Annotated in this window: 22 protein-coding genes; 12 read left to right on the top strand and 10 right to left on the bottom strand. The window is 67.8% G+C overall.

Annotated features, from left to right (window positions below; genetic code table 11):
• Positions 1–18: 18 nt before the first annotated feature.
• The 4 genes from IM708_RS05995 to IM708_RS05980 are packed head-to-tail and all read right to left on the bottom strand — an operon-like array spanning position 19 to position 4,291.
• Positions 19–1,524, bottom strand: coding sequence for an ABC transporter substrate-binding protein (locus tag IM708_RS05995; protein ID WP_209425424.1), 1,506 nt, complete (start codon positions 1,522–1,524; stop codon positions 19–21).
• On the bottom strand, positions 1,511–2,614 hold the full coding sequence (locus IM708_RS05990; RefSeq protein WP_209425423.1) for a dipeptide ABC transporter ATP-binding protein: 1,104 nt from the start codon (positions 2,612–2,614) through the stop codon (positions 1,511–1,513). Before IM708_RS05990 ends, IM708_RS05995 begins: the two co-directional genes overlap by 14 nt.
• Positions 2,611–3,603: an ABC transporter ATP-binding protein gene (locus IM708_RS05985; protein WP_209425422.1), complete on the bottom strand. Its 993-nt coding sequence runs from the start codon at positions 3,601–3,603 to the stop codon at positions 2,611–2,613. The genes IM708_RS05990 and IM708_RS05985 overlap by 4 nt, the downstream gene beginning before the upstream one ends.
• Complete coding sequence (locus IM708_RS05980) at positions 3,593–4,291, bottom strand: FCD domain-containing protein (RefSeq protein ID WP_245243023.1); 699 nt, start codon at positions 4,289–4,291, stop codon at positions 3,593–3,595. Before IM708_RS05980 ends, IM708_RS05985 begins: the two co-directional genes overlap by 11 nt.
• Before the next feature lie 476 nt (positions 4,292–4,767).
• On the opposite strand from IM708_RS05980, the gene IM708_RS05975 reads away from it, so the two are divergent.
• The 11 genes from IM708_RS05975 (at position 4,768) to IM708_RS05925 (ending at position 15,742) form a co-directional block, all read left to right on the top strand.
• Positions 4,768–5,943, top strand: a complete 1,176-nt coding sequence (locus IM708_RS05975; protein WP_209425420.1) for an acetyl-CoA C-acyltransferase — start codon at positions 4,768–4,770, stop codon at positions 5,941–5,943.
• A 10-nt stretch (positions 5,944–5,953) separates the two neighbouring features.
• Positions 5,954–7,153 carry an acyl-CoA dehydrogenase family protein gene (locus IM708_RS05970; protein WP_209425419.1) on the top strand — a complete coding sequence of 400 codons (1,200 nt, stop codon included), beginning with the start codon at positions 5,954–5,956 and terminating at the stop codon, positions 7,151–7,153.
• 13 nt (positions 7,154–7,166) lie between these two features.
• The gene (locus IM708_RS05965; RefSeq protein ID WP_209425418.1) at positions 7,167–8,285 is read left to right on the top strand and encodes an acyl-CoA dehydrogenase; all 1,119 of its coding nucleotides are present in this window, start codon (positions 7,167–7,169) and stop codon (positions 8,283–8,285) included.
• Complete coding sequence (locus tag IM708_RS05960; RefSeq protein ID WP_209425417.1) at positions 8,282–8,713, top strand: PaaI family thioesterase; 432 nt, start codon at positions 8,282–8,284, stop codon at positions 8,711–8,713. Before IM708_RS05965 ends, IM708_RS05960 begins: the two co-directional genes overlap by 4 nt.
• Positions 8,710–9,729 (top strand): nitronate monooxygenase, encoded by a 1,020-nt coding sequence (locus tag IM708_RS05955; protein WP_209425416.1) that lies wholly within the window; start codon positions 8,710–8,712, stop codon positions 9,727–9,729. The genes IM708_RS05960 and IM708_RS05955 overlap by 4 nt, the downstream gene beginning before the upstream one ends.
• Positions 9,726–11,252, top strand: coding sequence for a class I adenylate-forming enzyme family protein (locus tag IM708_RS05950; RefSeq protein ID WP_209425415.1), 1,527 nt, complete (start codon positions 9,726–9,728; stop codon positions 11,250–11,252). The genes IM708_RS05955 and IM708_RS05950 overlap by 4 nt, the downstream gene beginning before the upstream one ends.
• Positions 11,253–11,463: 211 nt before the next feature.
• Entirely contained in the window at positions 11,464–12,450 is a 987-nt protein-coding gene (gene phnD, locus IM708_RS05945) for a phosphate/phosphite/phosphonate ABC transporter substrate-binding protein (protein ID WP_209425414.1), read from the top strand.
• A gap of 101 nt (positions 12,451–12,551) precedes the next feature.
• The gene (gene phnC / locus IM708_RS05940; RefSeq protein WP_209425469.1) at positions 12,552–13,310 is read left to right on the top strand and encodes a phosphonate ABC transporter ATP-binding protein; all 759 of its coding nucleotides are present in this window, start codon (positions 12,552–12,554) and stop codon (positions 13,308–13,310) included.
• Entirely contained in the window at positions 13,307–14,113 is an 807-nt protein-coding gene (gene phnE, locus IM708_RS05935; protein ID WP_209425413.1) for a phosphonate ABC transporter, permease protein PhnE, read from the top strand. Before phnC ends, phnE (IM708_RS05935) begins: the two co-directional genes overlap by 4 nt.
• Complete coding sequence (phnE, locus tag IM708_RS05930; protein ID WP_348524945.1) at positions 14,110–14,922, top strand: phosphonate ABC transporter, permease protein PhnE; 813 nt, start codon at positions 14,110–14,112, stop codon at positions 14,920–14,922. Before phnE (IM708_RS05935) ends, phnE (IM708_RS05930) begins: the two co-directional genes overlap by 4 nt.
• Before the next feature lie 100 nt (positions 14,923–15,022).
• Positions 15,023–15,742: an SDR family oxidoreductase gene (locus IM708_RS05925; RefSeq protein WP_209425468.1), complete on the top strand. Its 720-nt coding sequence runs from the start codon at positions 15,023–15,025 to the stop codon at positions 15,740–15,742.
• A gap of 191 nt (positions 15,743–15,933) precedes the next feature.
• On the opposite strand, the gene IM708_RS05920 is transcribed toward IM708_RS05925, so the two are convergent.
• The 6 genes from IM708_RS05920 to IM708_RS05895 all read right to left on the bottom strand — a co-directional run bounded on the left by IM708_RS05920 (position 15,934) and on the right by IM708_RS05895 (position 23,164).
• Positions 15,934–17,253, bottom strand: coding sequence for an aminotransferase class III-fold pyridoxal phosphate-dependent enzyme (locus tag IM708_RS05920; RefSeq protein ID WP_209425411.1), 1,320 nt, complete (start codon positions 17,251–17,253; stop codon positions 15,934–15,936).
• Between the two features lie 4 nt (positions 17,254–17,257).
• Positions 17,258–18,316, bottom strand: a complete 1,059-nt coding sequence (locus IM708_RS05915; RefSeq protein ID WP_209425410.1) for a phosphotransferase — start codon at positions 18,314–18,316, stop codon at positions 17,258–17,260.
• 16 nt (positions 18,317–18,332) lie between these two features.
• Positions 18,333–19,592 (bottom strand): Zn-dependent hydrolase, encoded by a 1,260-nt coding sequence (locus tag IM708_RS05910; protein ID WP_209425409.1) that lies wholly within the window; start codon positions 19,590–19,592, stop codon positions 18,333–18,335.
• Positions 19,593–19,632: 40 nt separating this feature from the next.
• A complete protein-coding gene (locus IM708_RS05905; protein WP_209425408.1) occupies positions 19,633–20,316 on the bottom strand; it encodes a GntR family transcriptional regulator in 684 nt (227 codons plus the stop codon).
• A gap of 63 nt (positions 20,317–20,379) precedes the next feature.
• Complete coding sequence (locus IM708_RS05900; RefSeq protein WP_209425407.1) at positions 20,380–21,438, bottom strand: histone deacetylase family protein; 1,059 nt, start codon at positions 21,436–21,438, stop codon at positions 20,380–20,382.
• 19 nt (positions 21,439–21,457) lie between these two features.
• Positions 21,458–23,164: a thiamine pyrophosphate-binding protein gene (locus tag IM708_RS05895; protein WP_209425406.1), complete on the bottom strand. Its 1,707-nt coding sequence runs from the start codon at positions 23,162–23,164 to the stop codon at positions 21,458–21,460.
• A 246-nt stretch (positions 23,165–23,410) separates the two neighbouring features.
• Here IM708_RS05895 and IM708_RS05890 point away from each other — a divergent pair, with 246 nt between their 5' ends.
• A complete protein-coding gene (locus IM708_RS05890; protein WP_209425405.1) occupies positions 23,411–23,698 on the top strand; it encodes a cupin in 288 nt (95 codons plus the stop codon).
• Positions 23,699–23,751: the final 53 nt, after the last annotated feature.

Below are 23,751 nucleotides of genomic sequence, written 5' to 3'. Positions count from 1 at the left end.
CGGGCGCCCACGTGTCGGTTACTCGACGCGCACGCCGGCCAGGCGGATCATCCCGTCGGGATACCCTTCGAAGCCGGTCACGTTGTTGCGCAGCGCCCAGAGCCAGGTCTGGTGATAGAGGTAGATGATCGGCATCTCCTCCATCAGGATCGCCTGCGCTTCCGCGTAGATCGCGCGGCGCTCGTCCATGTCGTTGACCTCGCGCGCGGCGTTGAGCAGGCGATCGACCTCTTCGCTGCAGAAGCGGCTGTCGTTCAGGCCCCCCTCACAGGTGACGAAGGCGTGCAGGTTGCCATCGGGGTCGGTGCGGCCCGACCAGCCGACCTGGCTTCCCTCGTAGTCGCCGGCGGTCTGCGCCTGCAGCATCGAGGCGAATTCGGTCGCGCGGATCGACACGTCGAAACCGGCTTCGGCGACCATCGACTGGATGACCTGCATCAGCTGCAGTTGCACCGGGTTGTTCGCGGCCTGGATTTCGAGCGGCATGCGGTCGACGCCGGCATCCTCCATCAGCGCGCGCGCGGCCGCGATGTCGCGGCCCTCGACCGGGTGGCTATCATCGTACCAGGGCGAGGTCGGGGGGACATGCTGGTTGCCGGGCGCGTAGACGCCTTCGAAGACGACCTGGTTGATCGCCTCGCGGTCCAGCGCCAGCGAGAAGGCCTTGCGCACGCGGGCGTCCTGACCGAACGGATTGTTGGCCCGTTCGCCGTTGTTCACGTTCACCGTGACGCCCTGATAGCCCTGGCTGACCGCCGAGACGAATTGCAGCGATCCATCGGACTGCACGCCCGCCGCATCCGAGGGCGCGAGCCGCTCCAGCATGTGCAGATCGCCCGAGCGCAGGTTGGCCAGACGCACGGTCGTGTCCGGAATCGGCAGGTAGATCACGCGGTCGATGTGATAGTCGTCGGCATTGTAGTGCTCGGCGAACTTCTCCAGCACGATGCGATCCTGGTCGATCCGCTCCACAAAGCGGTAGGGGCCCGAGCAGACCGGATTCGTCGCAAGACCCAGCCCCTGGGCGTCGGCGGCGGCGGGCGACAGCATCATGCCCGACCGGTCCGAAAGCTGCGCGAGCAGCGTCGCGTCGGGGTTGGCGAGGGTGAAGGTCACCTCGAACTCGCCGGTTGCCTCGACACTCTCGACCGAGGTCAGTTCGGACCTGCGGCGGCTCTCGGGCAGGTTTTTCGAGCGGTCGATGTTGGCGACCACCGCTTCGGCGTTGAGGGGCGTCCCGTCGTGGAATACGGCGTCGTCGCGCAGCTGCATGGTGAGCGTCAGCCCGTCGTCGGACCAGGACCATTCGGTCGCCAGTTCGGGGATGAACTGCTGGTCGGGCGAGATGTTGATCAGCTTGTCGCAGAGCGATTCGAACACGATCCGGCCGACGAAGGTGCGCGCCTGATCCGGGTCCAGCACGTCGGGGTCTTCCTGCAGGCCGATGCGCAGGTCGGCGGCGTAGGCCGAACCGGCCATCGCCGCGGACGCCAGAAGCGTCGCGAAGAGTTTACGCGTGGTCATTTGCCTTCTCCTTGTTGGGGTGGATGGTCTTTTCGGCACTCGCCGCACGAAAGAGCGCGAAGCGGCGTTCGGCGGCTGCGCTGCGGGTCTCGATGTGCAGCGCCGTGGCGTCGGGGGCAGGGATCGTCCGCCAGTGATGACAGGCAACCTGTTGTTCCGGCGCGGACTCCGACAGGACGGGACGCTCGCGCGCGCAAAGCTCGGTCGCGTGTGGGCAGCGGGTGTGGAACTTGCAGCCCGGGGGCGGATTGGCCGGCGACGGGATGTCCCCGCCAAGCGCCGTGCGCGCGCCGCGCGCGCCGGGGGCGGGCACCGGAATCGCCTGCAGCAGGGCCTGCGTGTAGGGGTGGCGGGGGGCCGAGAAGAGTGTTTCGGTCGGGGCAAGCTCGACGATTTCGCCCAGATACATGACCGCGATCCGGTCGGACATGTGCCGGATCACCGCCAGATCGTGCGCGATGACGATCAGCGTCAGCCCGAACTCGTCCTTCAGATCCTCCAGCAGGTTCACGATCTGCGCCTGGACCGAGACATCCAGCGCCGAGACCGGTTCGTCCCCGATCAGCAGCTTGGGGCCGCAGGCCAGGGCGCGGGCAATGCAGATCCGCTGGCGCTGTCCGCCCGAGAATTCGTGCGGGTAGCGGTCGGCATGTTCGGGGCGAAGGCCGACGCGGGTCAGCAGTTCGGCCACCCTGGCGCGGCGCTCGGCGCCCGACAGGGTCGTGTGTACCGACAATGGCTCGCCCACGATGCGTTCGACCGTCATGCGCGGGTTGAGCGACGAGAAGGGATCCTGGAAAATGAACTGCAACTCGGCGCGCAGCTTGCGCATGTCGGCGGCGGGAAGGGCGGTCAGGTCGCGCCCATCGTAGTGGACCTGACCCTCGGACGGTTCGATCAGCCGCAGCAGAAGCCGCGCCAGCGTGGACTTGCCGCAGCCGGATTCGCCGACGATGGCGAAGGTCTCGCCGCGCCGGACCTGCAGCCAGACGCCGTTGACCGCGTGGATCGTGGACTGCTTCTGCAAAAGCCCGCCGCCCATGTGGAAGCGTCGGTGCAGATCGCGGGTTTCGAGGATGAACTCGCTCATGCGGCGCCCCGGATATGTTGCTCCAGTGGCGCCTTGATGCAGGCATTGGCCCCGCCCCCCGTATCCGGGAGCAGCGGCGGCCGGCCCGCGTCACACTCGACGCTGGCAAAGGGGCAGCGGCTGGCGAACCGACAGCCGGGCGGCATGGATTCGGGCACGGGCACGGATCCGGGAATCGTGATCAGGCGTCCCTGCCGGCCCGAGATCGCCGGCATCGATCCCATCAAGCCCAACGTGTAGGGATGCTGCGGGTCGTTGAAGATGCGCGCCACGGGGCCGCTTTCGACGACGCGGCCGGCATACATCACCGCGACCTCGTCGGCGATTTCGGCGACGACGCCCAGGTCGTGCGTGATCATCAGAAGCGCAGCACCGGTCTCTTCCTGCAACTCGCGCATCAGGTCCAGGATCTGCGCCTGGATGGTCACGTCGAGCGCGGTCGTCGGCTCGTCCGCGATCAGAAGTTCGGGATCGTTGGCCAGCGCCATGGCGATCATCACCCGCTGCCGCATGCCGCCCGACAACTGGTGCGGATAGTCGTCCAGCCGCTTTTCGGCCGCCGGCATGCGCACCTTGCGAAACATCTCCAGCGCGCGGTCACGCGCTTCGCGGGGGCTGCACCGCTTGTGCCGGCGCACCGCCTCGGCCACCTGGTCGCCGACGGTGAAGACCGGGTTCAGGCTGGTCATCGGCTCCTGAAAGATCATCGCCATGCGGTTGCCGCGAAGATCGCTCATCGCGTCGGTCGACATCGTCAGCAGGTCCTGGCCGCGAAAGCGCAGGTTGCTGGCGGTGACGCGCGCCACCCGTTTCGGCAAGAGACCCATCACCGCAAGCGAGGTCACCGACTTGCCGCAGCCCGACTCCCCCACCACGCAAAGCGTGCGCCCCGGCTGGATCGCGAAGGAGACGCCATCGATCAGGTCGATCGGCTGCCCGGCAAAACGGATCGACAGGTCCTCGACGCGCAGGACGGCTTCATCCGACATTCGGCAGGGCCTCCAGCGAGGTCTGGCGATGCAGATTGTCGTTCAGCGTCAGGATATGCGCGCGCATCGCCTCGCCCGCGGCGACGGGGTCGCGCCCGGCCAGGGCGTCGCGGATCGCCCGGTGCTGCCGCTGGTAGATCGCGAAATTCGCGGTGCTGCGCGCGCGGGCGCGAAGGGCGCGCCACTGGTCGTCGTGGCGGGCACGGTCGATGGCGTCGAAGATCATCAGGAACATGCGATTGTCGCAGGCGCGGGCGATCTCGCGGTGCAGGGCGCTGTCCCAAAGCTCGCGCTCGTCGCCGTCGCCGGTCGTGTCCAGTCGGTCGACGAGGGCCGAGATCCGTTCGATCGCCTCGGGCCGGGCGCGCAACGCGGCCAGCTGCGCGATCTGCGGCTCGATGCGCAGGCGCACCTCCATCACCTCGATGGGATTGATCGCCTGCGGCGGGGGCGCGTCCAGCGCGCCAGGCCGCGGCCCGGCATAGGTGCCGGACCCCTGCCGCCGCCAGACCTGGCCCTCCGCTTCCAGCACCTCGATCGCGCGGCGCACGGACCTGCGCGAGATGCCCAGCGTCTCGGCCAGCGCGCGTTCGGTGGGCAGGCGGGCTTCGCCGTTCTGCGGCATCTCCGCAAGAAGCGTGCGCAACCGTTCGAGCGCCAGAGAGGAATTGTCGTTGGCGGGTGTCATCATGTGGGCCAAAACGAACCAATTGGGTAATGGCTCATCGCACGGGGGAACGCCCCACGCAATAAAAATATGCAGGAAGGCGCCTTGGAAGCAGCAATCCTTCCACGAGACGTCCAAATTATGTGCATTGCGTCTGCTCAAGCGCTTCGTGCATGCGCAGATGCAAGGTGGACGCGAATTGGTCTCGGATCGCTTGCAGATCAATCGCGAGTCTTCCGAGACTGTTACAAGGTCCGATAGGGGTCGCTGGCGCGAACAGTCCGGGAGCCGCAGGCGCGGGGGCGCGCAGGTCCCGGATTGTCGGTTGACTGTCCGCAACAGAGGACACTAACCTGTTTTCCGAAAGAGGGTGGGGGACAGGTGAACGGGCCGCTGGCGACCGGAAGTCGCGCGGGCAGGGCAATCCCGACGGCCCGGATCCAGCCACCCGCGCCCTTTACCGCGCAACGTCTTGCCCGATCCCACCGGAGGCCCCCATGCCCGAAGCCGTCATTGTATCCACCGCCCGCACCGGCATCGGAAAAGCCGGACGCGGCGCGTTCAATCGCACCCATGGCGTGACGATGGCCGGGCATGTCGCCGCTGCGGCGGTGCAGCGCGCCGGGGTCGACCCGGCGATGATCGAAGATAGCATCTGGGGCACCGGCTACCCCGAGCATGTCACCGGCGGCAACCTGGGCCGGCAGGCGGCGATCCGTGCCGGCCTGCCGGTTTCGGTGGCAGGCACCACCGTCAACCGATTCTGCGCCAGCGGCCTGCAGGCCCTGGCGCAGGGCGCGCACATGATCACTGCCGAAGGCGCCAAGGCGGTGCTGGTTGGCGGTGTCGAAAGCATCAGCCTGAACCTGCCGCCGCCGCGTCATTCGCGCGAGGCGTGGATCGAGGAAAACAAGCCCGACCTCTACATGGCGATGATCGAAACCGCCGATATCGTCGCCGCGCGCTACGGCGTGACGCGCGCGGCGCAGGACGCCTATGCATTGCGGTCGCAGCAACGTATCGCGGCGGCGCAGGAGGCGGGTCTCTTCAAGGACGAGATCGTGCCGATAGAGACGGTGATGAACGTGACCGACAAGGCAACGGGTGAAACCACCGAACGCACGATCACGCTCGACCGGGACGAATGCAATCGGCCGGGCACGACGCTGGAGGGGTTGGCGAAGCTGGACCCGGTGCGCGGCGAGGATCATTTCATCACCGCCGGCAACGCCTCGCAACTGTCGGACGGGGCGGCGGCGCTGGTTCTGATGAACGCCGACGAGGCGGCACGCCAGGGGCTTTCGCCGATGGGCGCGTTTCGCGGTTACGCGGTCGCTGGATGCGAACCGGACGAAATGGGCATCGGACCGGTCTTTGCGGTGCCGCGCCTGCTGGAACGCGCGGGCCTGTCGGTCGATGACATCGACCTCTGGGAACTCAACGAGGCGTTCGCCAGCCAGGCGCTCTACTGCCGCGACCGCTTGAGTATCGATCCCGAGCGCTACAACGTGAATGGCGGCTCGATCGCCATCGGCCATCCCTTCGGCATGACCGGGGCACGAATGGCCGGGCACCTTCTGCGCGAAGGCCACCGGCGCGGCGCGCGCTACGGTGTCGTGACCATGTGTATCGGCGGCGGGCAGGGCGCGGCCGGACTGTTCGAGATTTTCTGAAGGAAACATCATGGATCTGAGCTACACGCCCGAAGAGCGCGCTTTCCGCGACGAGGTCCGCGCCTTCCTGCGCGACCGGTTGCCGAAGCGGCTGTCCGACAAGGTCCGCCTTGGTCGACACCTGAGCAAGGACGACTATCTGGAGTGGCACGCAAGACTGCGCGAGAAGGGCTGGCTGGCACCGAACTGGCCCAAGGCCCACGGTGGCGCGGAACTGAGCGCGGTCCAGCGACACATCCTCGACGAGGAAGTGACCGCCGCCCATGCCCCGCGGGTCGTCCCCTTCGGCCTGAACATGCTCGGCCCTGTCCTGATGAAGTTCGGAAGCTCCGAGCAGCAGGCACATTATCTGCCGCGCATCCTCAATGACGACGACTGGTGGTGCCAGGGCTATTCCGAACCGGGCGCCGGGTCGGACCTGGCCAGTGTGCGCACCACGGCGGTGCGCGAGGGCGACGAATACGTCGTCAATGGGCAGAAGACCTGGACGACGCTGGGCCAGCATGCCGACTGGATCTTCTGCCTGGTACGCACCGATCCGCAGGCCGAGAAGCCGCAGCAAGGGATATCCTTCCTGCTGATCGACATGAACACGCCGGGGATCGAGGTGCGCCCGATCGTGCTGATCGACGGCTCGACCGAAGTGAACGAGGTCTTCTTCAGCGATGTCCGGGTGCCGGTGGAGAACCTGGTGGGAGAGGAAAACAAGGGCTGGACCTACGCCAAGTACCTGCTGACGCACGAACGCACAGGGATCGCAGGCGTGGGGTTTGCCAGTGCCGGCCTGGCCAATCTCAAGCGTATCGCCGCCACCGAGATGTCGGGCGGCCGGCCGCTGAGCGAGAATCCGTTCTTCGCCGCGCGCATGGCTCAGGTCGAGATCGACCTCATGGCGATGGCGACGACCAATCTGCGCGTGGTGGCGCAGGCGGAGGCCGGACAGGCACCCGGTCCCGAAAGCTCGATGCTGAAGATCAAGGGCACACAGATCCGTCAGGAGATCAACTTCCTGACGCGCCGCGCCGTCGGCCCCTACGCGATGCCCTTCGCCTCGGAACTCTTGGAAGAGGGGACCAATCACGAGCCGATCGGACCGGAATATGCGGCCGCAGCCGCGCCGCAATACCTGAACAACCGCAAGCTTTCGATCTATGGCGGCTCGAACGAGATCCAGCGCGGGATCATCACCAAGACCTTGCTGAACCTTTGAGGGGGGCCGCGCGATGGATTTCACCATGAGCGATGAGCGGCGCATGCTGGCCGACAGCCTGCGCCGCACGATCGAAAGACAGTATGGACCCGAAGCGCGTGCAAAGGCCGACGACACAGGTAGCGATCCGGCGGTCTGGGCGGCGCTGGCGGAGCTTGGTGTGCTGGGCGCGCTCTTCACCGAGGAGCAAGGTGGCTTTGGCGGCGCCGGTCCCGACATCGCGACCGTTTTCGAGGAACTCGGCCGCGCCGCGGTTGCCGAGCCGGTGACCGAGGCGTTGCTGGCGGGCGGGATCCTTGCCGATTGCGGTAAGTCCGACGCTGTCGAGCAACTCATCGCGGGCGATATGCACCTCTGCCTCGCCCAGACGGAACCCGGCAACCGCTATGACCTGACCACGGTGTCGACGCAGGCCACCGAATCCGGCGGCGCGTGGGCGCTGACCGGGCACAAGTCTGTCGTGGTCAACGCCCCGGCGGCCAATCTGATCGTGGTGACGGCGCGGGTTGCCGGCGATGTGGGGGATCGGGACGGAATCGGGCTTTTCACTGTCGCAGCCAATGCCAAGGGGTTGGCGATGCGCCCCTATCCGATGATCGGTGGCGGTCGCGGTGCCGAGGTCACGCTCGACGCCACGCCGGCCGAACGCATCGGACCCGACGACACCGCCGCGCCGATCCTGGAGCGCCACGTCGCACGCGCGATCCTTGCGCAATGCGCCGAGGCCGTGGGCATGATGGACGCTATCCGCGACATGACCCTCGACTACCTGCGGACCCGCAAGCAGTTCGGCCGACCCATCGGCAGTTTCCAGGCCCTGCAGCACCGCATGGCCGACATGGCGATCGAGATCGAGCAGGCGCGCTCGGCCGTGCTGAACCTTGCCGGGCATGTTGACGAGGAGCCGGCGCTGCGCGATCGCCATGCAAGCGCGGCCAAGCAGCTAATCGGCCGCGCGGCGCGGCTGGTTGTCGAGGACTCTGTCCAGCTGCACGGCGGGATCGGGATGACGGCGGAATACGGGCTGGGCCATCTGGTGCGCCGGCTGATGGCGGTCGATCACCGCTTCGGCGATACCGACCATCACCTGGAACGCTTCATCGCGCTACGCATCGGGGCCGAGGCGGGATGAGCGACGCCGGCCTGATCGTGGACGAGACCGGCTGCCAGCGCACGCTGGGCTATGTGCTGGATGTCGGCCAGCCGGATCGACGCGCGCGGTGCCGGATGGAGGTGACCGAGGCGCATCTGAACCGCCACGGCGTGCTGCATGGCGGGCTGGTCTCGCTTCTGCTGGACAGCGCGATGGGCGCCACCGCCAGCCTTTCGATCGATCCTGCGGGCAAGGCGCCGTTCCTGACCATTTCCATCACGGTGCAATTTCTGGCGCCGGCCGGTCCCGGCACGGTCACGGCGATCGGGCAGGTCATCGGCGGCGGCGCCTCCTTGCTCTTTGTCGAGGGTGTCCTGACCGATGCCGCCGGTACGACCCTTGCCACCGCGAACGGCGTCTTCAAGCGCGTCCCGCAGCGCGTGCTTTCCGAAAACGGTGCTGCATGACCCCGGCCGACCCGGCGCTGGAAACCGAGGTCACCCGCAGCTTCGGGGCGCGCCTTCCGCTGGTGGCCGGTGGGCTGATGTGGCTTTCTGACGCGGACTACGTCGCGGCCGGCGCCCGCGCCGGCGTGATGTCCTTCATCACGGCGGCCAGCTTTCCCGAAGCCGCCGATCTGCGGCGTGAAATCAGGCGGGCGCGCGAACTGGCCGCCGGGCGTCCCTTCGGCGTCAATGTCTCGATGCTGCCGAAGCTCGTGTCCGGCGAGAAGACGGCCGATGTCTTCCGCCTGATCGCGGACGAGGGCGTGCGCTTCGTCGAAACCTCGGGCCGCAACCCCGAGGAGTTCATGCCGATCCTGAAGGACGCCGGCATCTTCGTGCTGCACAAGGTGCCGGCGGTGCGCTATGCGATCAAGGCGCAGTCGATTGGCGTCGACATGGTCAGTATCGTCGGCGCCGAGTGCGGCGGGCATCCGGGCCTCGACATGATCGGCACGATGGTCAACGGCGCACTGGCCGACCGGGATCTGCGCATTCCCTGGCTGCTGGGCGGCGGCATCGGAACCGGCGCGCAACTGGTCGCGGCGCTGGCGATGGGCGCCGCGGGGGTGGTGGTCGGGACGCGGTTTCTGGTTGCGCACGAGATCGCCGCGCATGCCGACTACAAGGCCGCGATCGCGGCGGCCAGCGAACGCGACACGGCGCTGACCATGCAGACGGTCCGCAACACGATCCGCACCCTGCGCAACGAGACGACCGAGACCGTCACCCGGCTGGAGGCCGAAGATCCCGCGATCGGGATCGAGGGATTGCTGCCCCATGTCGCCGGACGCATCGCGCGCGAGGGGTATCGCACCGGGAACTGGCAGCAGGGGATGTATTCGGCCGGGCAGGCCCTGGGCCTGACGGATGCGCCGGCGCCCCTGGCCGCCATCGTCGACCGGTTCGAGGCCGAGGCGCTGCGGGCCCTGGCGCGCCTGCGCCCCGCGACGGCCAATTACGACAGGGCGGCGCAATGATTTCGCGCATCCACGAACTTGCGGCGCCCCACGTTTCCGAGCGTCCGGATCATGCTGCGCTCATCGACCTTGACGACACCGCGATCTCCTACGAGCGCTTGGACCAAATGGTGCGCGAGGCCGCGGATTTCCTCGGGCGCCACGGCCTGCGCCCCGGCGACCGCTTGTTGATCGTTGCCGAGAACTGCGCCGCGCTGGCGGTGGCCATATTCGCCGCCAGCCGGCTCGACGCCATCGCCACGCCGGTCAATGCCCGGATGACAGCCCCCGAACTTGCTCGCATCCGCGCGCATGCCGAACCACGCGTGGTGATCTACACCTCGGCCGTCTCGGCCGACGCGCGGACGCATGCCGAGGGCGCCGGCGCCGCGGCGGTTTCGATGGCCGGCTTCGCGGTGCATGTCGAGGGCGATCTGCCGGCCACACCCGAACCCGTCAGCCCGGGCCGCGACCATGTCGCCGCGCTGCTCTATACGACCGGCACGATGGGCACGCCGAAGGGGGTGATGCTGACCCATGGCAACCTGCTTTACGGCGGGGAAGCCTCGGCTGCCTTGCGCAGCCTGCAACCGGCGGATGTCATCTACGGCGTGCTGCCGATCACGCATGTCTTCGGGCTGAATTCGATGCTGGTCGCGGCCAGCTGGGGCGGCGCGACCATCCGCCTGGCCGCGCGCTTTACCGCCGCCGCGCTTTACGACGCGCTGTGCCGGGACGTCACCATCCTGCCCGCCGTTCCGCAGATGCACGCGCTTCTGATGGGCCATGCGCGCAGCCTCGGTCTGACCCGGCTGGAGGGGGGGCGTTTGCGCTATGTCTCCTCCGGTGCGGCGCCGCTGGACCCCGACTGGAAGCGACGGGCCGAGGCGTTCTACGGCCTGCCCCTGCAGAACGGCTACGGGATGACGGAATCGACGGCCGGGATCACCGTCACCCGCAACCCGCCCGGCGCGCTTGATGTCAGCGTCGGCAAACCCTTTCCCGGGGTCGAGGTCCGCCTCGACCCCTCGGTCGGCGCGCAGGCAGACGGCGGGGTTGGCGAGATCCTGACGCGCGGCCCGCATGTGATGAAGGGATACTTTCGCGCGCCAGAGGAAACCGCGAAGGTGCTCGACGCCGCCGGATGGCTGCGTACCGGCGATCTGGGCCGGTTCGACGCCGATGGCAACTTGCATGTCGTCGGCCGCTCCCGGGAACTGATCATCCGTTCGGGCTTCAACGTCTACCCGCCCGAGGTCGAGGCCGCGCTCAACGACCATCCCGCCGTCGTGCAGTCGGCAGTCGTCGGGCGCAGTCTGGCGGGTAACGAGGAGGTACTGGCCTTTGTCCAGATCGCCGAACCCGGTGGCGTGACCGTTGCCGAACTGGCCGCCCATGCGGCCGCGCGGCTCAGTCCCTACAAGCGCCCCTCGCGCATCGTGCTGGCCACCGCCCTTCCCGCGGCGGCGACCGGAAAGATCCTGAAACACCGCCTGATCGACCATTTCGCCGAGCAGCTTTCCGGTCCTTCTGACGCGTCCTGACCGCCGCCCCGTTCGGCGCGCACCACCGGTCGCTGCGGCACGCGAGATCCCGACCGCAGACGAACATCAGAGGCATTCGGGTCGGGACTGCTCTTGCGCGCCCGCTTATTGCGGATGATTTCTTCCAGAACCGAATATTGCAGTTTTGTGACACTGTGATAGCGTTCACACGATCAAGCTGAAAACGCTTTTCTGGGAGGAGAAAGCAGCCATGGAAATTCAACGCAACCTTTTGGCGACAGGCGCCTGCCTTGCTGCCTTGCTGATGTTCGGCGCGACGGCCGCAACGGCGCAGGATTGCCCCAACCGCGGCGATCTGGACGACATGTTCTGCGATGCCGACGGCGATCTCGTGGCCGATACGCCCGAGGATTCGTCGCAGTGGCGCGACCCCTCGACCCTGGTCTTCGCCTACACCCCGGTCGAGGATCCGGCGGTCTACGCCAATATCTTCTCGGAACTCGTCGACTACCTGAAGGAATGCACCGAGCGCGACGTCGTCTATTTCAACGTCCAGTCGAACGCCGCGCAGATCGAGGCGATGCGGTCGGGCCGTCTGCATATCGGCGGCTTCTCGACCGGGCCCACGGGCTTTGCGGTGAACCTGGCCGGCGCCGTACCCTTCGCGGTCAAGGGCGATGCCGAGGACTGGCAGGGCTACAACCTGATCGTCGTCGTGCGCGCCGACAGTGACATCGAAAGCCTGACCGATCTGGCCGGCAAGCGCTTCGCCCATACCTCGGCCTCGTCCAACTCGGGGAACCTCGCGCCGATGGCGCTGTTCCCGGAAGAAGGTCTGACCCCGGGCGAGGATTACGAGGTGATCTTCTCGGGCGGGCACGACAATTCGGTGATGGGCGTCGATTCGGGCGACTATGACGGGGCCGCCGTCGCGTCCGACGTGTTCGAGCGGATGGCGCGCCGCGGCCAGGTCGACGAGGACGATTTCCGCATCGTCTACCGGTCCGAGCGCTTCCCGACCTCGTCCTTCGCCTATGACAGCCGCCTCGCGCCGGAATTGCGCGACCGCGTGCTGGGCTGCTTCATGGACTACCGCTTCACCGAGGAAATGCAGCGCGAGTTCGACGGCGCCGACCGGTTCTACCCGGTGACCTACGAGGAACACTGGGCGGTTGTGCGCCGGGTCGCCGAAGCCTCGGGCAAGCCGTTCAATCGCACGACTTGGGAAGCGCAGTGAGCGACAGCCTGCGCGACGCAAAAGCCAAAAGCGACGACGCGCGAAAACCGGACCGGGGGGGCAACCCCCCGGTCCGACCGGCTGCGAACGGGCAGGACGCCGTGCTGTCCCTGCGCGGCCTGAACAAGGAATACGAACGCGGCAAGCCGGTCCTGACCGACATCTCGCTCGACTTTCCGGCGCGCGGCGTAGTGGCGATCATCGGACCTTCGGGCACCGGCAAGTCGACCCTGATCCGCTGCATCAACCGCCTGGTGGAGCCGACCTCGGGCGAGGTGCTGCTGGGCGGTCGCGACCTGACGAAACTGCGCGGCGCGCGCCTGCGGGCGGCGCGTCGCGAGATCGGCATGGTCTTTCAGGAATACAACCTCGTCGAGCGCCTCAGCGTGATCGAGAACCTGCTCTGCGGGCGCTTGGGCTACGTCCCCCTCTGGCGGGTCTGGACCCGCCGCTACCCCGACGCCGACATCGCGCGCGCGTTCGAGTTGCTGGACCGCGTCGGCCTGGGCGAATTCGCCACGCGCCGCGCCGATGCGCTGTCCGGCGGGCAGCGGCAGCGGGTGGGGATCGCGCGCGCGGTCATGCAGTCGCCGAAGCTGCTGCTGGCGGATGAGCCGACCTCGTCTCTCGACCCGCGCACCTCGGTCGAGATCATGACCCTGATGCGCGACATCGCCGCCGAGCGTGACATCCCCGTCATCATCAACATCCACGACGTGGCACTGGCCAAGCGCTTTGCCACGCGGATCGTCGGCATGTCCGAGGGGCGCGTGGTCTACGACGGTCCGCCCGAGGATCTGGCCGACTCGCATCTCCAACAGATCTACGGCCGCGGCGACGCGGGCGAGTGGATCGGATGAGCGCCGACACCGCCCCACAAGACGCCGCCGGCCTGCGCGCCCGCGCTTTCCGCCCCGACTGGCGGATGCGGGCGATCTGGGCGGGATTCGCCGTCTATGTCGTCTACGCCGCCGGACAGCTGAACTTCACCTGGGACCGCTTCGTCATCGGCCTCGACCGGGGCGCGGTCTTTCTGGGCCGGATGTTCCCGCCCGAGTTCGCGCGCTGGCAGCTTCTGGCCGAGGGGCTGCTGGAAAGCCTGCAGATCGCGGTGATCGCCTCGGCGGTGGGGATCCTCCTGTCGCTGCCCATCGGCCTGATGGCGGCGCGCAACCTGATGCCGGTCTTCGTGACCGTGCCGGCGCGCGCGCTGATCGCGCTGGCGCGGTCGTTCCACCCGATCATCGTGGCGATCATCTTCGTCAAGGCCATCGGCTTCGGCCCGCTGGCCGGCATCTTCGCGCTGATCCTCGGCTCCATCGGCTTTGTCGCCAAGCTTTTCGCCGAGGCGATCGAGGAAATCTCGCTCAAGCAGGTCGAGGCGGTGCGCGCCACCGGGGCAAGTTTCATGGGCGTCGTCATCATGGGGGTGCTGCCGCAGGTCCTGGCCCGCTTCATCGGCTTCTCGACTTATCAGCTGGACAGCAACCTGCGCAATTCGACCATGGTCGGCATCGTCGGCGGCGGCGGCATCGGCGGCACGCTCTTCGCCGCGTTCCAGCGCTTCGACTATGACTTCGTCGCGGCGATTCTGATCTGCATCATCGCCATGATCATGGCGGGCGAGCTGATCGCCACATGGTTGAGGAAGACCTTCCAGTGACCCTGTCCGCCGACACCCGGGAAACGCCGCGCTGGGAACGCTTCACGCCGAGCCAGCGACTGGCGCGCTTCGCTGTCTATCTGGGCATGGTCATGGTCGTGGTCTGGTCGGTGCGCAACGTGCGGATCATCCCCGAATTCCTCTATGACGCGCACAATCAGATGGCGGATCTGTTCACCCGGATGTGGCCGCCCGACCTGGCCTATTATCCAAGCACGGTGCACGGCGCGCTGATCGAGACGCTGCATATCGCCACCCTCGGCACGATCCTGGCCATCGTCATGGCGGTGCCCGTCGGGCTGATGGCCGCGCGCAACATCGTGCCGTTCCGGCTGGTCAACGAATTCGCCAAGCTCATCCTCGTCGCCTCGCGCTCGGTCAATTCGCTGGTCTGGGCGCTGCTCTTCGTCGCCGTCTTCGGCCCCGGCGCGCTGGCCGGGACCATCGCCATCGCTTTCCGGTCCATCGGTTTCGTCGGCAAGCTGCTGGCCGAGGCGATCGAGGAAGCCAATGCCGGCCCGATCGAGGCGCTGACGGCAGCCGGGGCGTCCTGGCCGAAGGTGCTGATCAAGGGCTACTGGCCGCAGGTCCAGCCCGCCTTCTGGTCGATCGCGCTGTTTCGCTGGGACATCAACGTGCGCGAATCGGCGGTGCTGGGGCTGGTGGGCGCGGGGGGCATCGGGCTGATCCTGGACAGCGCGATGAACTTCTTCCAGTGGACGCGGGTGGCGACGATCCTGATCGCCATCTTCACCGTCGTCATCCTGGCCGAAATCGTGGTCACGCGGATCCGCAAGCGCCTGATCTGACGCGCCGCCCCGTTCGGGGCCTTGCCGCGCGGCGCGGGGCGCATCATATGAAGCCGCACGCATCCAGCGAGGTTCCGACGTGACCGACGACCGGCCGATCATGCTGCTGACGGGGGCAAGCCGGGGGATCGGCCACGCGACCGTCAAGCATTTCCAGAAGCACGGCTGGCGGATCCTGACGGTCTCGCGCCAACCCTTCTCGGCCGATTGCGGCTGGCCCGAGGCGCGCGAAAGCCATATCCAGGCCGACCTGGCCGAGATCGAGGCGATCGGCGATCTGGGCCGCGAGGTGCGCGCGCGCCTGCCGCAGGGCAAACTGCACGCGCTGGTCAACAACGCCGGCATCTCGCCCAAGGGGCCCGAGGGGGCGCGGCTGGGCCTGATGGGCACCTATGCCGCGGTCTGGGCGCAGGTGATGAACGTCAACCTGATCTCGACCGCGCTTCTGGCCCGCGAATTGCTGCCGGAACTGGAGCGCGCCGGCGGCTCCATCGTCAACGTCACGTCGATTGCCGGGACGCGCGTGCATCCCTTTGCCGGCACGGCCTACGCGGCGTCGAAAGCCGCGCTGGGGTCGCTGACGCGCGAGATGGCCCACGAATTCGGCCGCCGCGGCGTGCGCACCAACGCCATCGCGCCCGGAGAGATCGAGACCTCGATCCTGTCGCCGGGCACGGACGAGCTGATCGCGGCCGAGGTGCCGATGGGCCGGCTGGGCGACGCGGCCGAGGTTGCGGCGACGATCTACTTCCTCTGCACACCGGCGTCGTCCTACATCAACGGCGCGGAAATCCACATCAACGGTGGCCAGCACGTCTGATTCCCGCGGCAGGGCGGTCCGCTGGCGGACCTGTCGGTAAGGCATTGTTATATCAAAATTATTTCGCGAAATTAACCGCAATGAAACTTCTGGGTCTCGAAAGTTTCACTACGGTTAATTTTTCGATTTTGAATAACGAAATCAATTCCTTGCGAAGGTGCTCAAATTTGAGCACCCGGTTTGCCAGGGCGCTATGAAAGCGTGTCCAGAACCTCGTCCAGGGTGGCGAGGAAGAGGTCCGCGTTCTCCGTCGAGAAGACCAGCGGCGGGCGGATCTTCAGCACGTTCGCCTCGGGCCCCGCGGCGCTGATCAGGACGCGCCGGTCCCGCAGCCCATTCACGACGGCCGCGGCCATCTCGGGCGCGGGCTGGCGGGTGCCCGGGTCGCGGACCAGTTCCACCCCGACGAAGAGCCCGGCGCCACGAATGTCGCCGATCACCGGATACCGTTCCGCCAGCTTCCGCAGTCCGGCGGTCAGGTAGGCGCCGACATCGCGGGCGTTGGCGACGATCCCCTCGCGCGCGATCACGTCGAGCACCGCCATGCCGACGGCGGCCGAGACCGGGTTGCCGCCAAAGGTGTTGAAGTAGCGCATCTCGCGCCCGAAGCGTTCCAGCACCTCGGGCCGGGCGACCATGCCCGCCAGCGGGTGGCCGTTGCCCATCGGCTTGCCCAGCGTGACGATGTCGGGGGTGATGCCGTGGCGCGAAAAGCCCCACATCCCGGCGCCGGTCCGGCCGAAGCCCGGCTGCACCTCGTCGGCGATGAACAGCCCGCCGGCCTCCCGGATCGCGGCGACCGCGCCGGCCAGAAAGCCCGCCGGCTCGGCAAAGACGCCGTCGCTGGAAAAGATCGTGTCGACCAGAAGCGCCGCGGGCGCGATCCCGTTGGCGCGCAGGTCGTCGATCGCGGCGCGCACCTCGGCCTCGAACGCCGCGCCGACATCGCCCCCGTCGCCCCGGTAGCCATCGGGCGCGGCGACGGTGCGGACGTGCGGCCCCAAGGTCATCGCCGGACCCAGCGAGGGCGAGAGTTCCGCCAGCGAGGCAGTCACGCCGTGATAGGCAAAGCGCGTGACGATGACCCCGGTGCCACCGCTATGCGCCCGCGCCACGCGCAGGGCCAGATCGTTCGCCTCGCTGCCGGTACAGGTGAAGATGACGTTGCCCAAGGCGTCGGGGAAATGGCCGAGCAGCCGTTCGGCGTAGTCCAGCACGCCCTCGTGAAGGTAGCGGGTATGGGTGTTCAGAACCGCCGCCTGCGCCGCCAGCGCCGCGACGACATGCGGGTGGCAATGGCCGACGCTGGCCACGTTATTGTAGACATCCAGATAGCGTTCGCCGTCGGGACCGTGGAGCCAGACGCCCTCGCCCCGCACCAGATGGACGGGGTTGGCGTAGAACAGCCGGTAGGCGGGGCCCAGCAGGCGCTGGCGCCGGGCGATCAGGTCGCGGTCGCGCGCGGGCAGGGCGGATGCGGCATCGGGGTCGTAGGCGTTGATCATGGTCATCGTGTCAGTCCTTCCGGCAGAGATGGCGGAAATAGTCCTGCGCCTGCGCGCGCGGGATCTGGTCGAGGCTTTCCAGCCCGATCCAGGCCAGCCGGTTGTTGCGCAGGATGTAGTCGCGATTGTCGGGATGGCGCGCCGCCCGCCAGCCCGAGATGGCGACGCTGACCACCATTCGCGCGGCGATCAGGTCGAAGAGGAGTGCGCATTCTTCTTCCTGCAGCGGCAGCACGTCATGGTAGCCCGCGACCAGGTCCGCCATTGCGGCCAGCGGGTGGTCCGCCTGTGCCGGATGATAGGCGGCGGCGACCGCCAAGTCGTTGACCAGCGGGGCGTGCACCATGTCGCCAAAATCGATGATTCCGGCGATGCGGCCGGGGTCCTCGGCGCTGACCAGCACGTTGTGCGGGTTGAGGTCGTTATGGATCACCTGCGCGCGCAGCTGGTCAAGGACCGGCAGGGCGTGCGCTTCGAAATTGTCGAGGAAGCGGCGGGCGAGGCCGCGTTGCTGCGGGTCGGGGATATGGTCCAGCAAGCCGCGAACCCGGTCCGCGTGCTGGATGTCCCACAGGAGTTCATGATGCGCGGCGGGATGTGCGAAGCCCTGCAGGGCGCGCGCGAGCCGGGCCAGCACCGCGCCCAGGTTGCGCCGTTGTGCGGCGCTTGCCGGCGCCCGGTGCAGCGGCTCGCCGTCGAGATAGCTGAGCACCCGGACAATGCGCGGGGCCTCGCCCGGTCGCGCGAAGAGCCAGTCGGGGGCGCCGTCGCGGGTGAGGTGGACGCGCGGCACGGGCAACGCGGGGTCGCGCGCCGCGACATGCAGCAACGCCGCGGTCTGGAAGGCAGTGACCTGCGGGTCCTCGGACGGGTGGCTGAACTTCAGCACGAATTGCGCCGCGCCGTCGACGCGCAGGTGGAAGTTGCTGTCGCGTTCGCCGCTGAGCGGGGAGACCGCGGCCGAGAGGCCGAAGACATCGCGGGCGATCGCCTCGGCCTCGGGCAGGGATACCGCGGGTGCGGCGGTTTCCAGAAGCGACCCGAGACTGGGGGGGGAGGGGGAGGACATGCGCGGGCTCCCTCGGTCAGGCGGGTTCGGGCGAGCGGTCGGCGTGGGCGACGACGCTGTGCAGCAGCACATTGAGGCCGGGTTCGAGGTCGGCGGGGGTGGCGTTTTCGTGGTTGTTGTGGGTGATGCCGCCGTGACAGGGGGTGAAGATCATCGCCGTGGGGCAGATGCGGGCAAGGAAGTAGGCGTCGTGCCCGGCCTGGCTGGGCAGGTCGCGATGGCTGTAGCCAAGGCGCGCGGCCTGCTGGCGGATGCCGTCGACCATGCCGGCATCGAAGATCGCGCCGCCCCAGTCCCAGCGATCCACGACCTGGGCGGTGCAGCCGGCCTGCGCGGCGGCGTTGGCGGCGGCGCGGATGACGCGTTCGGCCATCAGGTCCGAAGTCTGCGGATCGTCGTGGCGCACGTCGCAGACCGCCTGCGCCCAGTCCGACAGCGTGCCGGCCTTGTTGGGCCAGGCGACCAGCCGTGCGCCGGTGCCCTTGCCGCCGGTGTCGGCGAAATCCCAGCCGATGTCGTCGACCGCGACCAGCAGGCGGGCGGCGGCGATCAGCGCGTTCTTGCGCAGCTCCATCGGCCAGGGGCCGGTATGGGCGGTCTCGCCGTGGAACTCGACCAGAAAGCCGTGGGAGCTGTAGGCATGGGTGACGATGCCGACCTGCACCTTGTCGGCATCGAGGATCGGGCCCTGTTCGATGTGGAGTTCGAAATAGGCGTCGAGGGGCCGGCCACCGGGTTCCGCGTTGCCCAGATAGCCGATGCGCGCCAGTTCATCGCCGAAGGTCGCGCCGTCGTCGTCGGTGCGGGCGTGGACCCAGTGGACGGTGTATTCCCCGGCAAAGCATCCCGCGGCGGTCATCGGCGGCGAAAAGCGCGCGCCTTCCTCGTTGGCCCAGTTCACGATCTCGATCGGGCGTCGCGTGGCATGGCCGGCCGCGTTCAGGCAGCGTATCATTTCCAGCGCGCCCAGGACGCCGGCGATCCCGTCGAACCGGCCGCCGTTCTGTTGCGTGTCCAGATGGCTGCCGACGAGGACCGGCGGCAGCCCATCGTCCAGCCCCGCCCGGCGCGCGAAGATGTTTCCGACCCGGTCGACGGTCACTTCAAGCCCCGCCTCGCGGCACCAGGTCACGAAAAGATCACGCATCTGCCGGTCCGCGTCCGAAAGTGCGAGGCGGGACAGGCCATTCTCGCGCCCCGTTCCGATGCCGGCGGAGCGGTCGAGGGTGGACCAGAACCGGTCGATATCCACGCGGACCGCAGGGGAAAGGGGCATTGTAGACCTCAAGAACGTTGGGCGCCCGGGTTCAGGCGGATCAGGGCCGGTCGCCGGACGGCGCGTTCGACAGAACCTTGCTGTCGATGATCACCGCGCCGCCGCCGAAGAGGTCGTCGCGGATCGCCTGTTTCGCGGCCTTGCCGTCTTTCCGGCGGATGGCTTCGAGGGCGACGTAGTGGTGCTCGATCATCGTCCGACCTCCGCCCGTATAGGCGGCGGCGATGACCGGCCCCATCTGCAGCCAGAGGTTTTGCAGGATGCCGCGCAGGGTCGGCATTGCCGCAATCTCGGCCAGCTGGAAATGGAAGACCTGATTCATAGCGACCGCGCTGGCGATGTCACCTTCGGCGAGGACACGCTCGTTCTCGGCCAGCAGGGATTCGAGGCGCGCGACATCTTCGGGCGAGGCGGCCTTGGCGGCGCGTTCGGCGGCCAGCCCTTCGAGTTCGAGCCGGATGTCGCGGATTTCCAGATAGCGGGTCGAGTCGAGGATGGGCACGCGGATGTCGCGCAGGCTCCGCATCTTCAGCGCGCCTTCGTGCACCAGCCGGATCAGCGCGTCGCGGACGGGTGTGGAACTGGTGCCCATCTGCTCGGCCAGATCGCGGATCCGAAGCCGCTGGCCGGGCTGCAGCGCGCCTTTCACCAGGGCGCCGGCGATCCGCTGATAGACCACCTCGCCAAGGTTCACGTGGTCGATGGCTTCGAAGTCGCTAGCCATACTGCGATCCGTTGCCGAGGCGCGCCAAGGCAAGTCGGTAGAGCTTGCGATGCGGGCGCTGGGTCATCCGCTGCCCTCTCCGCCGCGCAGACCGTCGAGAAATTCGCCGAGGCAGTCGCCGATGACCGAGACCTGATACCCCCCCTCCTGCACGACTAGTGTCGGCAGGCTGAAGTCGCGCACGCGGGCGCCGACGGCCCGGAAGCCCTCGGTCGTGACCTTCAGGAGGCCGATGGGGTCCTCTGCATGCGCGTCATAGCCAAGCGAGACGACCAGCGCCTCGGCGCCGAAGTCGCGGATGCGGGCGAGCGCAGTGTCGATGGTGGCGAGGAACGTGGCGTTGTCCGATCCGGGCGCGACGGGAAGGTTCAGGTTGAAGCCCGTTCCGTCGCCCACGCCTTCCTCGTCCGCGTAGCCGGTGAAGAAGGGGTAGTAGTGGACCGGATCGACATGCACGGAGGCGGTTATCACGTCGCTTCGGCGGTAGAATACCTCTTGCGTGCCGTCGCCGTGATGGGCGTCCACATCCAGCACCGCGACGCGCTTGTATCGCCCGCGCAGACGCTCGGCACCGATGGCGGCGTTGTTGAGATAGCAGAATCCCGACGCCCGGTCGGCCCGCGCGTGGTGCCCCGAGGGTCGGCAAAGCGCGAAGGCGGGACCGGCGCCGTCGATCACCGCATCCGCCCCGGCGACCGCCGTGTGGGCGGAGCGCAGCGCCGATGTCCAGGTCGCCGGGCCGATGGGGACTGCGAGATCGCCAAGGAAATAGTTGGTCTGCGCCACGATCGAGCCTGACCGGCAGGGTGGGCGCGCGGTCCATTCCGGCCGGCCGTTCCAGTAGGGTGAGGCATTGGGCAACACCTCGGGCCCCGCGTCCGGAAGCTGCGACCAGCGTTCATAGGCGCTGGACAGATATTCGACGAAGGGACGCGTATGGATCGCCAGAATGGGGTCGAGCCCATAGTCCGGTGGCGCCTCTGGCGTGATTCCGCGCCGGGAGAGCGCGGTCAGCAGCGCCTCGGTCCGGCTGGGCAGATCCTTTGGATCGCTGATCCTGCCGAGTTGCATGAACTGCTGGGGGTCGTGCCGGCTTTGCTCGGGGTCGAAAAACGCTCGCATGGTCGGTTCCTTCATCATCTCAATCTTCGGTGCCGGCGGCCGCGCCCTGGGCTGCGGCGCGCACCGCCGACAGGGTGGTGTCGGGGGTGATGCCGTCGGGATCGTACTGCAATTCGATCAGCGCGGGCATCGACCGGGTCTGCGCGAAGTCGACGGCGCGGTCGAAGGCGGCGGCGAAATCCTCGGTCCGGGTCACGGTCTCTCCATGGCCGCCGTAGACGCGTACCAGCGCGGCGAAATCGGGATTGATCAACGACAGCGCGTGAACCCGCGCGGGATACTCGCGCTCCTGATGCTGGCGGATGGTGCCCCACATTCCGTTGTTGAAGACCAGGATGACGATGCCCAGCCGATTCTGTGCCGCGGTGCCGAGTTCCTGCATGGTCATCTGGAAACAGCCGTCGCCGGCATAGCAAAGCACCATCCGGTCAGGGAAGGCGAGCTTCGCGGCGATGGCGCCCGGCAGACCGTAGCCCATCGCGCCGCAGATCGGCGAGGCTTGCGTGCCAAGGCCCGAGAACTGCAGGAAGCGATGCGGGAAGAGGGCGAAGTTGCCGGCGCCGAGGGTGACGCAGGCATCCTTTGGCAGACGGTCGCGCAGACCGGCGGTGATCTGCGCCAGATTCAGCGGCCCCGGCATCTGCGTCGGGCGCAGCGAGGCGAGGTAGTCGTCATTGGCGGCCTTCGCGGCGCCGGCCCAGCGGGGCGGGCGCTTGGGCGCGAGGTCCGCCGCCGCCGCGGCAAAGCCGACCGGGTCGGCGGCAATGGCGAGATCCGGGCGGAAAACGCGGCCGAGTTCGTTCGCGTCCGGGTGGATGTGCACCAGCCGCTGACGCGGGATGGGGCTTTCGACATGCCGGTAGCCCTCGGTCGTCGGTTCGTCCAGACGGGTGCAGACGGCGAGCAGCAAATCAGCGGTCTGCAACCGGCGGGCCAGTGCCGGGTCCATCCCGAAGCCGACATGGCCGGCGAAGTTGGGATGGCGGTTGTCGAAACATTCCAGCCGTCGCCACGAGACGCCGACAGGTAGGTCGAAGCGTTCGGCAAAGCCGCGAACCTGTGCGAGTGCGTCCTCGGTCCAGTTGGCGCCACCGACGATCATCATCGGTCGCTCGGCCGCCTCCAGCAGATCGGCAAGGCGCGCCATCTCGTCCGGGGCGGGGTGCGGGTGGGGGCGCGGGGCGGGGGGCACGTCGGCCACCGTGGCCTCGCCCCAAAGCGTGTCCTCGGGCAGCGCCAGGACCACGGGGCCGGGGCGCCCTGACTGCGCCACTCGGTAGGCGCGCGCGATGAACTCGGGGATGCGCTCGGTGCGGTCGATGCTGGCGACCCATTTCGCCATGGTGCCGTACATGCGGCGGTAGTCGATTTCCTGAAAACTGTCGCGTTCGGTCGTGTCCGATCCGATCTGACCGATGAAGAGGATCATTGGCGTGCCGTCCTGATAGGCGGTGTGCAAGCCGATGCCGGCATTGGTTGCGCCGGGGCCGCGGGTGACGAAGCAGACGCCGGGCGTCCCGGTCAGCTTGCCGTGGGCGTCGGCGGCATAGGCGGCGCCCCCCTCCTGCCGGAAGCCGACGGTCGCGATCCGGTCGCGGTGGGCGTAAAGCGCGTCGATGCAGGGCAGGAAGCTTTCGCCGGGTACCATGAAGACCCGTTCGGTCCCGTGCAGCAGCAACTGGTCGATCAGGATCGCGCCACCTTGACGGGCAGTCGCTGCGGGCATGAGACTCTCCTTAAACTTTGTGGTCGCGTCGGCTGCGGACCCAGGCCTCGCGGGTGGAGTCGGCGTGCGGGGCCGGCGCACGGCGTGCGTTCCGTTTGCGAGCCGTATCGAAGTATGACGCATCATATTTCATCGTCAAGCGCCGTTTGCCGGTCTATGGGGGATCGATCCCTGGGAGGTGCGCTTGACGGTCGTGGCGGGACATGCATCCTCGGCCCGGCCCGATTGGAACGCAGGACGAACCCAATGCAGCCAGCGACCGCGCATGTCGAACTTGAGAACGACTTCTGCATCACGACACGCTGGACCTTTCCGCCCGACACCGCCACCGGGTGGCACCGCCACGCACACGATTACGTTGTGGTGCCCACGATCGGGGGCGAGTTGACCATCGTGCACCCCGATGGATCGACGACTGTCAACACCCTGACTGCCGGCGCGCCCTATGCGCGCGATGTCGGAACGGAGCACGACGTGCAGAACCGGTCGGACGCCTTGGTCGAGTTCCTGGAGATCGAAATCAAGCGCGGCTGATGACGAAAACCGGGCAACCGGGACGCGTCGAGATTGGGGCCTTGAGACGCGTT

The organism is Pararhodobacter sp. SW119, from assembly GCF_017811755.1.
Taxonomy (GTDB): Bacteria; Pseudomonadota; Alphaproteobacteria; order Rhodobacterales; family Rhodobacteraceae; genus Pararhodobacter.
The sequence above is the reverse complement of the archived record's forward strand: the minus strand, read 5'-3'. Positions and strand labels throughout refer to the sequence as shown.